General features: G+C 43.1%; 10 protein-coding genes. 3 read left to right on the top strand and 7 right to left on the bottom strand.

Annotated features, from left to right (window positions below; translation table 11 throughout):
- Position 1: 1 nt before the first annotated feature.
- From G9Q97_RS09310 to G9Q97_RS09295, 4 genes are all read right to left on the bottom strand, one after another.
- Entirely contained in the window at positions 2 to 976 is a 975-nt protein-coding gene (locus G9Q97_RS09310; protein ID WP_166146027.1) for a PorP/SprF family type IX secretion system membrane protein, read from the bottom strand.
- Positions 977 to 1015: 39 nt separating this feature from the next.
- Complete coding sequence (locus tag G9Q97_RS09305; protein WP_166146025.1) at positions 1016 to 3931, bottom strand: T9SS type B sorting domain-containing protein; 2916 nt, start codon at positions 3929 to 3931, stop codon at positions 1016 to 1018.
- 216 nt (positions 3932 to 4147) lie between these two features.
- A complete protein-coding gene (locus tag G9Q97_RS09300; RefSeq protein WP_166146022.1) occupies positions 4148 to 5704 on the bottom strand; it encodes an LruC domain-containing protein in 1557 nt (518 codons plus the stop codon).
- Positions 5705 to 5760: 56 nt separating this feature from the next.
- The gene (locus tag G9Q97_RS09295; protein ID WP_166146019.1) at positions 5761 to 6195 is read right to left on the bottom strand and encodes a hypothetical protein; all 435 of its coding nucleotides are present in this window, start codon (positions 6193 to 6195) and stop codon (positions 5761 to 5763) included.
- Between the two features lie 494 nt (positions 6196 to 6689).
- On the opposite strand from G9Q97_RS09295, the gene G9Q97_RS09290 reads away from it, so the two are divergent.
- Positions 6690 to 7841 (top strand): PQQ-dependent sugar dehydrogenase, encoded by a 1152-nt coding sequence (locus G9Q97_RS09290; RefSeq protein ID WP_166146016.1) that lies wholly within the window; start codon positions 6690 to 6692, stop codon positions 7839 to 7841.
- A 50-nt stretch (positions 7842 to 7891) separates the two neighbouring features.
- Here G9Q97_RS09290 and G9Q97_RS09285 read toward each other — a convergent pair whose 3' ends face one another.
- The 3 genes from G9Q97_RS09285 to bshC are packed head-to-tail and all read right to left on the bottom strand — an operon-like array spanning position 7892 to position 10533.
- Positions 7892 to 8383, bottom strand: a complete 492-nt coding sequence (locus G9Q97_RS09285; RefSeq protein WP_166146013.1) for a hypothetical protein — start codon at positions 8381 to 8383, stop codon at positions 7892 to 7894.
- Between the two features lie 19 nt (positions 8384 to 8402).
- Entirely contained in the window at positions 8403 to 8978 is a 576-nt protein-coding gene (locus G9Q97_RS09280; protein WP_166146011.1) for a 5-formyltetrahydrofolate cyclo-ligase, read from the bottom strand.
- Positions 8944 to 10533: a bacillithiol biosynthesis cysteine-adding enzyme BshC gene (gene bshC / locus G9Q97_RS09275; protein ID WP_166146008.1), complete on the bottom strand. Its 1590-nt coding sequence runs from the start codon at positions 10531 to 10533 to the stop codon at positions 8944 to 8946. Before bshC ends, G9Q97_RS09280 begins: the two co-directional genes overlap by 35 nt.
- A 185-nt stretch (positions 10534 to 10718) precedes the next feature.
- Between bshC and G9Q97_RS09270 the strand changes: the two genes are divergently transcribed.
- Both G9Q97_RS09270 and G9Q97_RS09265 read left to right on the top strand, forming a co-directional pair.
- Positions 10719 to 12926 (top strand): heavy metal translocating P-type ATPase, encoded by a 2208-nt coding sequence (locus G9Q97_RS09270; RefSeq protein ID WP_166146005.1) that lies wholly within the window; start codon positions 10719 to 10721, stop codon positions 12924 to 12926.
- A 7-nt stretch (positions 12927 to 12933) separates the two neighbouring features.
- Entirely contained in the window at positions 12934 to 13140 is a 207-nt protein-coding gene (locus G9Q97_RS09265; RefSeq protein ID WP_166146002.1) for a heavy-metal-associated domain-containing protein, read from the top strand.
- Positions 13141 to 13170: the final 30 nt, after the last annotated feature.

Below are 13170 nucleotides of genomic sequence, written 5' to 3'. Positions count from 1 at the left end.
TTCAGAACCATCTAGGGTTGTTCATATTCACTTTTCTTGGAGAAATATAGTAGCCAAGGGAAATTTCATGTGAATTGTTCCTTAAGCCACTGAAAGCATTGGTCTGCACATCATAGGCATAACCCAACCTGAGTTTTTCCGTTGCGAACAATTCAAGGATCAGTGCCACGGCATTTCTTGAGGACAAACCATCGGGCAAATCGTTTTGTCCTATTTTAAGGTTGGTACGGTAAGATGCTCCGGCCCAGATCCTGTCCATAAACAAAAACATACCATTTAAATCCAGGTTGCTCGGGCCACTACCACCATTTCTTAGCAGAAAGGAAGGTTTGAACTGCACCTGTTCGGATAAGGGCAGCAATCCCCCTGCTGTGAGGTAATAATGCACATTGTGGTAGGCGAGGGCTACGGCCTCATCCTCGAGTGATTTCCGCCCAATCAGGTTATATGCACTAAAACCAGCGTAAAAATCCGGACTGTGGAAAAATACTCCTGTATTTAAATTTGGGGTAAATAAGTTGATTCTGCCTTCTGGAATTTCTCCGTCGTCAAAATCATTGGGATTAAACATGGAACCATCAATGGCATATTCGGTAACACCCCCACTGATTCCAAATCCCAAAAAAGAAGCGGATCCTGTTTGAATCCTGTAGGCATAGGTGAGTAAACCGGAACTGGTTTTGGCCGGGCCCTGCTCATCAGCAAGAATGGAAGCACCAAAGCCCATCAAACCCTCATTGGCACTCAGGTCAGCGGTTACCGTAAAGGTAGTAGGGGCTCCCGGTAATCCTGCCCACTGACTTCGATAGGTGGATTGAATGTAATGCTCACCCTTGTAGCCTGCATAAGCAGGGTTGATATGCAATCCATTGAACATGTACTGACTGAATTGAGGCAATTGTTGGGCTTCTGTTAAGCCAAATCCCAGGCCATTCAACACCAGCAAAAATCCAAAAACTCTAAAAATATTTTTCATTGATCTCCAATTTAAACGATCCCGATTAACACAAAATAATTACTTTACTACCTGAACCCATCCCTTATAGGTTTGGACATCTCCCATACTGTCTGTAATGATCAATACATAGTAGTAGGAACCTGCATTTAAACCCTGCGCAGCCCAATCATTTTGGTAATTCTCGGAAGCAAATACATGGTCACCATTCCTGTTCAAAATGGTCAGGGAGCTCTGTGCAAACCTTTCAATTCCCCTTATTTCGAATGTATCATTCTTTCCGTCCAGGGTACCTGGCGTAATCACATTGGGAATAAAGAATGTATTAACCTGATTGGTATCGGTAGATTCCTGAATAAGGGAAACATTCTCCTGGTTTTCCGGCACCTGAAGTGTTACCCTATTGGTGATGGTACCAGTGCTTGTGGCCTGAACCCTGATCCGATAAACTTTTTCTTCACCTGCTCCAATACTGGAAATCGTCCAGCTAATGGTGTTACCTGAGACTGCCGGATCTGCATCTCCCGTAAAACCGAGGTATGCCAGATCTGAAGGCAATTCATCCAGAACCGTAATCCCTTCACCCGGACCATCTCCGTTATTGGTTACCCTGATCTCATACTCAAATTCATTCCCCTGGTAAATAGCTATTCCAAAAGAAGTTTTTAGGATACTGATATCCACTGGCCGGGCCAATATGGATACAGGTACGGCTTGAGTCACATCTTCATAATCACCTACGTTGATTTCAGCAATATTCACCACTTCACCCAAGCTAGAACCCATGACTTCCAAATCGATATTGAAAGCCTCTCCCGAAGCTATGCTTTCAATTACCCAAAGGTTATTTTCTGTTGGTTCAGGAACTGCCGATAAAAACATCAAACCTTCAGGAAGTATATCTGTTACCTGAACATTTTCCAGGTCAAAGTCAGAGTTATTGGTCAATTGAATGGTATAGGTCACAATCCCTCCAATGGACGCTTCTGTAACGTCGGGAGTTTTAGAAACTTCCAGTTGAATAGGCCTCACGGTAATGCTAACCATAGCCTGGTCACAAAATTGCCGGTCGGTATTCTCACAAATTTCGTACATGAAACTATCCGAGCCGGAAAAGTTGACATCCGGGGTATAGCTGACCGAACCATCAGCATTCTGAACGATACTGCCATTAACCGGATCTGTTGTAATCACCAGGGTTTCAACCAGCAATTCGCCGGTATTGATAAAATCATTTTCCAGCAAATTGATAGTAACAGGTTGATTTTGGTTAGTCACTGCCGCATCGTCATTGGCTTCCAACTGTATATCAAGCAGGGAAAAAATAATGGTACCCTGGTCTGAATTGCCCGGATTAATGGTCTCCTTCAATTCATACAGCAATTCATAGTTTCCATTGGGCAGGCCTTCAGGAATAGATAACTCTCCTGCAGCAGTCAGACTGAGACCAGTCAACCCGTCCGCATCCAATAATTCAACAACCACTCTTCCCTCCTCTATGGGTTCACCGTTCAAAAGGTCATTGGCGATCACATCACCAATTACCCCTCCACGATTGAGGTTCACGTTTCCAAAATTGTCGTCTACCGCAATCAAAAGGGTTGGGGCCACACTGATACTGACTTCGGCCTGGTCACATTTGCCCGGATCTGCCGCATCACAAATCTGATACACCAGGGTATAGGATCCGGAAGGAATGCCTTCTGAAATATCTATTGACCCATCTTCCGTGAGTATGATAAAACCCGGAGCCTCATTACTCAGGGTACTGAGATTTACATTTTCAATCAATGCCGGAAGGCCATTCAACATATCATTGTCCAGCACATTCAACAAACTGTCCTGCGCAAAACTATTTTCCAGTTCAGCGGCATCGTCAAATGCCTCAGGCTTATATTCTATGACTTCAATCGTCACCTCTGCCTGGTCCGATTCGCTGCCCGTGCTTATTTCATAGATTAGGGTATAAACGCCGGGTGGTGTATTGGGAGGAACATCCACCGTGCCATCGGGATTTAAAACAGCAGTACCCGAGGGAAAGTCTTCCAAAACCTCCATTTGTACATCAATGGGGTTTAGTGCAGCTCCATTCAATTCATCATTGTCATAAATATTCAGAACGGCATCCCCTCCCAGCTCGCTATTTACGCGTTCTGCCAAATCAGGAGTGGCCGAAATGGCATTGACAAAGAATACCAGTTTGCCATCCGGTTCATTAACCGCAATAATACGAATGCCAAAGATAGGCTCATTAGACCCAAATAGCGATGGGGAGAACAAGACCATCTCCTGATTTTGATCCGGGACATTGCTCACATGGTGAATGCCTGTTGTCCATTGATAACCCCTTACCTCAATAGTATTGGCACCTTCAATTGGCTCTCCATCCCTGCCAAGAGCGATGAAATCTGTTGGAGAATTCCCATTCCGCTCTGTGTACAGCAGAAAACCGGATGTCACTACCGGGTCGCTGTAGATCAAATCCACAAATTGATCGCCCCTGGGAATAGAGGGTTGAGAATTGATATCCCAATAGGACCGGATATCAGGGGTCGAAACTACAGCTTCCAGGTTACTAAAAAATTCCGGATCCCTGTGTGAAATAATGGCATTGTCGGATCGAACGATTTGAATGGCATCTGGTCTTATTTCATTGCTTCCAATAGCAGGGTTGGGATTTGCCACTGATGGGTTTCTGGTGGTTGCAAAAATGACCTTATCCCCTTCAATTTGAATCCCACTTATTATAACAGGCACATCTTCCGGACTGGGATTTTGGTTGCCTTCCGGAGAAGTTTGAATCAATTCCTCACCTTCGATCAGGTAGTTTACCTGCTGGATCTCGATATTGTTTTCCTCCCCGGTGACCCTGACAACCTGAGCATGGCTGAAAAAAACAATAAAAATAGCCATTGTCATCATCGGCAGAAACCTGTTAAAAAAAACAGGCTGTCTGCCCAAAGTTAAATATCCCATGAAAATTCTATTAAAAACCTGCTGTTATTCCTAATCTATAAACAAAATAAATAATCGTAGTGCTAAAATAGTTCTTTTATCACTAAACAACAAAAAACGATTTCAATCTCTTCTGAGAAATGGCACCACAATTAGCCAGTATCTCAGATAAATTAGAAATAAAGATCAGGTAATCCTTTGAGATACCTGACCTTTATTCTAAAATAATTTAGCGCATTACCTCGGAACCCTTCCCCGGGGCCTTGTCGGAACAAGAACAATATTTTCCTCTAATTGTGCATTTAGCATGTACTGATCATTCCGGTTCTCCCTTCCATCCTGATACCAATCCGTATGAGACTCTCCTCCGGATACCACCCAATCGAAGAAGCGGGTATATCCTTTGGTAATAGGAACTTTATTGATCATGTAAGGAATGCTTACAGGCACATTCATTGCCCAGGGCAAGCCGTTTTCTTTATTTCGGTAATAGCTGTCAGAACCATTGGTACTGCCGTCCTCTTTGGTGCCAAAAATGGATTCATCCACATGCTTTGTGGGCTTCTTGCCCGGCAAGTGCACTTCAATTCCTCTTTTCTGATTGACTATTAAAAATGGATTGAAATTTTCCATTCCCAAATCTGCAAGGCGGGTAGGGCCTGCTCCTTGGGTCTCACCTTCTTCTTTAAGCGTGATTACGATGGTTTGCAATTTTACTTCCTGAAAACCAAATTTAGGATCTGTGTTGATTCCCAATGCCCCTTGCCCGGGATGTGTCAGTACCAGGTCCACATCATCAAAAGGAATGATGGTCGCAAATTCATTGTCCGCTTCCAAACCATTTTCTGCAAACTTATGGATGGTTTCTGATTTGGTTTTGGTACCAACTACTTTTATGACCTTTTCGGGAGACAAACCGGTAAACTCAATACCAAACCCATTGCTGAACCCGGCTCCGGCTGCCCTGGTCAAAAGCTCCACAACAACCTCTACCACATGTCCTTTTGCATCCGTAATTCTATTGATCCTGTAATCCACTACCAGATCATTAAAATCATAATCTCCCCTTGCCGGCCACAAGTCTTCAAACATCAGGGTTCCAAAATCGGGCCCGGGAAAATAATTATTGAAAGCCTTGTATTTATCTTCAGGATATACTTCCTCCTCATCGGCAACTCCATCTCCATCGGTATCCTTTTTTTGACTTACCGGCAAACAACTTTCAGAAGGGTCTGAAGCGTATTTTCCTGGAATCACCAGCTCATCCAGGCCTATTCTCGCACTACCTCCGGACCCTACAAAACTGATAAAGACCTTGACCGTTTCACCGATATATTTCTCAGGAACTTTTACCGTCACTTCATGAATTTCCGTTTGCTTGTTAATGGGATTAGGAAAATCAAAAGAGTCGAATTTTTCTACATCGCCTTCTCCGGTGCTTTCATTTTCGGCATCGAATGATATTACCTGCATCAAGATACTTCTGTTGCCTCCGGCATTGCCGTCAAGCCTGGTTTTAAAAGTAATATTTCCTGCTTCAAGTGTCAGCCAGGGGGATTTAATCCAGGTAGCGGTATTGGACTCATTGGTTACCTGATTGGTTCTTAAACTGTAATCCCCGGAAATCAGGGTGCCACCGTTATCACTTGTAGTTACAGCTCCCATGCCCCAGCAGGCTGCGAAATACTCATCCCTATCTCCCCACTCTGCATCTATTTCTACTGTATTTTCCTGGGCCAATGAAGGGAGGGCAATCAAACCCATTATATAAATTAATATTGCTGTTTTTTTCATGATCTGAATTTTTAAAAATATTTAAAACAATCTCATAGAGGAATCAAATTCCTGCTTTAGGGTTCAATGTCATCATTACCCCTGTCAATAATGAAGTCAAAAGAAACCTGTTTATTGGTAATCTCTTCCTTTTTTTCAATGGCACCATATATCATGGTGACTTCCTTAACATTAGCAGGCAAATCAAAAGTCATCTCAAAATCTGCTCCCATCTGCTGTACCCCGGCATAAAACTCATTGCCGTTTTCGGTTTCAAAGGTAAGGGTCCGGCTAATATCTATATCCGCTGACAATCCCTTTACCAATACGGTCACCTGTTCTGTCGTCTTCCAATCAAAAAAACTGGAAGCTTGAAGATGCTCAATGTCTTGGGAATTACCTGTTCCTACAGGCCCTTCTATGGGTTGATCAACACAGGACACCAAAATGCCCATTGACAATCCTAAAAAAATAATCAACCTTATCCCGGTAAAATTTTCGCTGTTTTTCATTTTTGTCTTTTTAAATAGCTTATTGCTTAAAATTTTCAATTGCTGCTGTTCTTTGATACCTCTAAATTCAGAAATATTATCAAGTCGAATTAGAATTTTCGATGAACACTACTTTTGAGTAGGTCAATTGAGATTTTGTAAGGTTTAATGTTATGGTATACGTTGGTTTTCAGACATAAAAGTATAAAAAATAACAACTCTCTAAAATATAAAACTAATTATTATTCAAATTTAATAATACAAAATTTTTTTATTTATTTAAACTACAATATTTTATATCATTAAAAATTCATAACAAAAATTTTGATGTTAAAACTACTTTTTGTGTGTTTTGTCTGTCCTGAAAAACAATGGGGAGGGCACTTAGTTTAGAAAAGCCGGGTAAAAGGCAAATCACAATAACTTTTCCCCATCTTTTGGCTTTTAACTTCGACGAAAAAACAGAACAAATTACTGATCATTAAGTATATTCGCCTTTTCAAAAACAAATAATAATGAAAAGAAATCCAATAGGTAAGACACTCTTAATTTTAATTACCGTTTCCATGTTGGCTGCCTGTCAATCAGGGGAAGAAAAAAAGGCAGCTCCCGATCCTTTTGCTATCAGCTCGGAGAAACTCACCTTCAAGGTAGATACCCTTTACGAGGAATTGGAAAACCCATGGGGAATGACCTGGCTTTCTGATGGTACCATGCTGATCACGGAAAGAAAAGGGGAGATCCTTGTATTCAAAGGAGATCAGTATACCGGAGAAAAATTAACAGGAGTGCCGGCAGTACATGAGGTAAACCAGGCTGGTTTGCTAGACATTCAAACTCATCCTGAACATGCAGATAACGGTTGGATTTACATTTCCTATGCCAAGCCGGTGGAAGGTGGGGGCGCCACAGCCATCATGAGAGCCAGGGTTCAGGGCAATTCACTGGTAGACAAAGAGGATCTCATCATTACCGCTCCTGCTGTAGAAGGGGGTAGACACTTTGGGAGCAGAATTATTTTTGATAAGGACAATTACCTTTACTTCAGTAATGGTGAAAGAGGAAGCAATCCTGAAAATGCCCAGACCTTGAAAAATTCACATGGAAAAATTCATCGCATACATGATGATGGCCGGATTCCTGAAGACAATCCATTTGTAAATGAAACGGATGCTGTGGCTTCTATCTGGACCTATGGCAACAGAAACCCTCAGGGACTGGTATATGACAGTGCCAATGACCGGATTTTTGGAATTGAACATGGGCCCAAAGGGGGAGACGAGATCAACATCCTTGAAAAAGGCAACAATTACGGCTGGCCTGAAATCACCTATGGGATAGATTATGACGACAGTATCATTACAGAAGACACCGTGAAAGCAGGTATGGAGCAGCCCATTCATTTCTGGAGGCCTTCCATTGCGCCTTGCGGTTCCATGATCGTCACCTCCGACAGGTATCCAGAGTGGAAAGGAAACTTTTTGGTGGGTGCCTTAAAAAGCCAGCATATTGCCAGGGTTGAACTGAATGGAGATACCTATGCAGGTGAGGAAAAATTGTTGCAGGACATTGGCCGGGTAAGGCATGTGGCACAAAGCCCGGAGGGGTTTATTTATGCTGTCACCGAGGGCACTGGTTTGTTGATCAAATTGGTCCCACAGGAATAAAGAAATCATAAAAAAACCGCTGAATATTCTTCAGCGGTTTTTTTATGATTTTAAAATGTAAACCGTATGGACAAAGCCACCTCATCTCCCCAGAAACCTCCTCCGTTGATAATATTGAATGCGGGCTTCCAATCCAGGGATAAATTGATCGGCGCATCGTCAAACTTATAGTCCAGACCAATGATCCCATCAATTCCTACAATCGTGGAACCTCTGTAACCAGAATCCGCCCATGGCGGAGGGGGGTTGCCACTATTCCAACTGCCAATGTGTGCTCCACCACCATAAAACCAACGCAAACCCCTTACTTCACGGATGTTTTTGTGCACCTCGTATAAGCCGGTAATGACCAGGCCTCTCCAGCGGGTGTGAAGGATGCCTTCCAGGGCAACATCGCTTTGGATAAAATGCTTTACCGTCAACCCATTGCTGACGCCTGCCCTTAGGCCAACACCTGTAGCATAGGTCTGGGCCTTGCCCTCATTCATCAGAGACAATCCGATAAGGAGGGTAAAAACTGCAATCATTGATTTTTTTACCATAAAACTATCATTTAGAGAACTATTGATTAAAAATTTCATAACCATCTGGAAATATGCAAGCATTTAGCGGTATATCGTGCGGATCTTTGGGCAAACTGACTTCGGGCCTGAAATAGGATAATCCGACCTTCAACACTTCCTTCCTTAGATTCAAAAAGAACCGGTCATAAAAACCCAGGCCATATCCAATTCTGTTTCCTTTATCATCCACCCCTAAAAGAGGGACAAATACCAAATCTATCAACTCCTCATTTACATATTCAGGATGCTCAGGGACCGGTATGCCCATTTCATCTTCCCGGAAAAATGTATTGGTGGAAAACCGTACCGTTTCAAGTCTTTGCGCCGACCTGTCCGTTATGGAGCCATACACCTGGTACCCTTTATCAAAAAGCCTATGCAATAATAATACCGTATTGATTTCATACAGCCTTTTGATCGGTAAAAACAAATGCACATGCTGCACTTCCGGAAAATTGCTCAAAAAAGACACGGCCTGAATGGTGATTTTTTGAGAGCGCCATTCCCGCTCCTTTTCTCCCAATGCTTCTCTATTGGCCTTAAAAGCCTTCCTTAGCGCTTTCTTCACTTCCATCCTCCTGCAAAATTATAAAATTAAAATCCAAAGGATCAAATGTTTTGTAAAGCTTGTCAATAAAATGATTGTCCCCCAGGTAAAATTCAAGAAAATTCACCTTCCTTTCCTGAAGGGTGCCCAGTGGAAATAAAGCATCTTTGATTTCAAAAATCTGCCTGATGGCATCCCCTTGCTTTCGTTCGGAAGCTTTTCTGAATTTAACCCCCAACTGATCGATGATTTTTTCACTTCTGATCAGTGCTGCCCGCACTGCATTTACCAGTGTAGGGTCCAAACTGACTGCTTTTTCCTCCATAGACAAAAACAGCTTCTCCAGTTGTTCCTTTTCGGGCAACAAGCTCAAATCGGCTTCTGCATGCCTGTAAACATAGTCAATTCTCAACTTATCCAGGGATAGAAAAAGATCCTCAGCTTTGAGATCCAATTTTTTTATTTTTCGCTGGACTTCCTTCGGAATGATCAAAGCAAAATTCCTGGGAAGAAGAAAGGGGAAATCAACCTTATAGTGATCAAAAACTCCTTTCAATTGAAACCAGTAAGCTACTTCTGCCGGTCCTCCCAGGTAAGCCAGATTTGGCAAAATGACTTCCTGATATAAGGGCCGCATGACGACGTTGGGGCTGAATTTTTCCGGGCTATCTTCCAACAATTGCCTCATTTCTTTTTCAGTCCATTTATTTTTGCCATCATGAGTACTGAAAATGCCATCCTGATAAATCAAGCGCTCCCTTCTGCCCGGTTCCATGTAAAAAAAATTGATCTCCCTGGGAAATATCTGTGTTTTGTAACCTGCGTCTTCCAATTCAGCGTTGCGTTCATTGACCAAATCATTGGCCGTTTGGGAAAACAGATCATCCTTAATAATAGGCAGGAATGATCTTTTGAACGCTGTATCGTTGGCATCCAAAATCACCAAACCCTGGTCGGCAAATAAGTGGTGCACGTATTTTCTGACCGCCTCTTTCAGGAATTGGCTATTGGTATAGGCTTGCTTAAAAAAATCAGGCAAAAAATCCCATTGTTGGATCAAGTCCCTGATAGACTTGTCCAGAATGAACTCACCTACAGGCCCCTGCTGTTCTGATTCCCAGCGATAATCCTTCCCATCAAAATGAAAATGGTTTATTTCCTCAAAATCATGATCTTCACTGGCCATCCAATATACAGGAACAAAATGGAATTCCGGGTAGCTCTCTTGGAGCTTTCTTGCCAGTAAAAGGGTAGAAACGATCTTATAAATAAAAAAGGCCGGGCCGGTCATCAGGTTCAGCTGGTGTCCGGTGGTCACGGTATAGGTATTGGGTTGCTTCAGCTTATCGATATTGCTGCTCACCTGGGATGCTTCAAAGCCAGTGTACTGTTCTTTCAAAACCCTCACCAGGATTTCCCTTCTTTCGGGATCAAAAGTCTTATCTGCTAATGTCTTTTTAAAATGCTTCAGCTCGGGGAACTCCTGATAAAATTGCTTTAACTCTTTTTTATTTTGAATGTAGTCTAAAAATAAAGTTGAAAACAAACCGGTACAGGCCGGGTCTACCGTAGATTTTAACATGGAAAGAGAGATTTAAGCTTTTATTCTAAAAGTTTTCAGTGATCGAAAACCTGAATAATAAGGCTAAAGTTCAACATTTTTATCGATTTATCAGAAACCGACCTGTACATTTTTTTAAAAATTATATAACAGGTACCTGTCAATTCCATGTAATTTTGGGCTTAAATCCAGCTGATAGCACAAAGATGAAAACCATAGAAGTACCCGTATCGGGCATGAGCTGTGCGGCCTGCGCACTAAGTATTGAGTCCACACTAAAGCAAAGTCCTGGAATAAAATCCGCCACAGTCAATTACGCTACCCAGGCAGCTACCCTTGTCCTGGATGAAGACAGTGCCGATCTATCCCAGGCTAGGAAAAACGTTCAGGACATTGGCTATGAATTGTTGATAGAGCTTCAGGAAAAGGAGCATGCGGAAGAACTGCAAAAAATGGCTCACAAGCAACTCCGAAAAAACACCATAGCAGCGGGAATCCTTGCCTTCCCTGTTTTTATCATCGGCATGTTTTGGATGAGCCTGCCCTACGGCAATTGGATCATGTGGGCCCTGACTACGCCGGTACTATTCGTTTTTGGAAAATCGTTTTTCATCAATGCCTATAAGCAAAGTAAGGCCAAAAAGGCCAATATGGACACCCTGGTGGCTCTCAGCACAGGAATAGCCTACATTTACAGCACATTCAACACTTTCTTTCCCCAATGGCTGGAAAACCGCGGGCTGGAACCTCATGTTTATTTTGAGACGGCTGCAGTTATCGTTTTTTTCATCTTATTGGGGCGTCTGCTCGAATCCGGTGCCAAAGCGGGTACCTCCGAAGCTTTAAAAAAATTGATCGGTTTACAACCCAAAGAATTGATCCTGATCAAAGATGGAAAAGAAATATTATCCCCGGTAAGCGATGCAGGAATGGGAGAAATCGTGTTGGTAAAACCCGGGCAGAAAATCCCATTGGATGGCCTGGTAACGGGGGGAGAATCCTTTGTGGATGAAAGCATGCTTACCGGAGAACCCATTCCCGTAGCAAAGCATGATGGAGAAGCTGTTTTTGCCGGCACCATCAATCAAAAGGGGAGTTTGCAGTTTAAAATAACAAAAACTGCCGCCGACACCCTTTTGGCTTCGATCATTTCGAGGGTGAAACAAGCTCAGGGAAGCAAAGCGCCGATACAGAAAATGGTAGATAAAGTTACTGCTGTTTTTGTACCTACGGTTTTGGTAGTGGCGCTCATTACCTTTCTTGTCTGGACTTTTAGTGGCATAGATGATGCCGCACTTCGGGGTATGCTTTCGGCCATTACGGTGCTGGTCATTGCCTGTCCCTGTGCCTTGGGCCTGGCAACACCTACGGCTATCATGGTAGGTATTGGCAAAGCGGCTTCCATGGGCATTCTGATCAAAGATGCCGAAAGCCTGGAAACCGGCAAAAAGACAGATGTACTGATACTAGACAAAACAGGAACCATTACCAGGGGTACACCCAAAGTAAATAAAGTAATTTGGGGCAATGGAGGGGAGGAAAATAAGCATCAACCGATTTTTCAAGCCCTGGAATCCAAAAGTGAGCACCCCCTGGCAGCTGCCATCGCCCAACACTTCCAATCCCCAAAAACCCAATTGCCTTTAACGAATTTTCAATCCGCCACAGGAAAGGGAGTCCAGGCAGTTCATGAAGGTAAAATTTACCGGATCGGAACCTTAAAATGGCTGACATCAGCCGGTATAGCCAAGGACAAGTCCTTGATTCAGAACGGAGAACAAATGTTGGAGATGGGGGATATTGTGGTTTATATGGCGGTAGACAATAACCTGGTAGGAATTGTTGCAATAGCTGATCAGATCAAGGAAGAATCTCAAAAGGCCATTGCCGCCATTCAGAAGATGGGAATTACGGTACATATGCTAACCGGAGACCAGGAAAAAACTGCTGCAGCTGTCGCAAGTGCTGTGGGCATTAAAAAGTTTAAAAGTGGCATGCTCCCTGAGGATAAAGGTAAATACATACAGGAACTTAAAAGTCAGGGCCATGTCGTTGCAATGGCGGGGGATGGTATTAATGACAGTGAGGCACTGGTTTTGGCAGACCTGGGCATTGCCATGGGTACAGGTACAGATATTGCCATGGAAACCGCAAAAGCCACACTCATGCATTCCAGCTTGATGGACATCCCAAAACTCCTACATTTAAGCAAGGATACCGTAAATACTATCAGGCAAAACCTTTTCTGGGCTTTTGTTTACAATATTATCGGCATTCCCCTGGCAGCTGGCCTGTTGTATCCCTTTTCAGGATTTCTCCTCAATCCGATGATCGCTGGTGCGGCCATGGCTTTGAGTTCGGTATCGGTAGTAAGCAACAGCCTGAGATTAAAATTTAAACACCAAACACAATAAATAGATTATGGAAAATTCAATCAAACTAAAAACCAACGTCAAATGTGCCGCTTGTGTGGCTACCATCAAACCAGCCATGGACAGCCTACCGGCTGAACACTGGGAAGTGGACTTAAAGTCCCCGGATCGAATCCTCACCGTTCAGGGTAACGTGGATACTGAAACCATAAAAAAGGCCCTTGAAAAATCCGGTTATAAGGGAGAATCTATCTAATTGTATAGGAAAAGGGGAGGGGAATTGATT

The sequence above is a fragment of the Cyclobacterium plantarum genome, from assembly GCF_011290685.1.
Lineage (GTDB): Bacteria > Bacteroidota > Bacteroidia > Cytophagales > Cyclobacteriaceae > Cyclobacterium > Cyclobacterium plantarum.
Note: the sequence above shows the minus strand (reverse complement) of the source record. Positions and strands in the feature narration are given on the sequence as shown.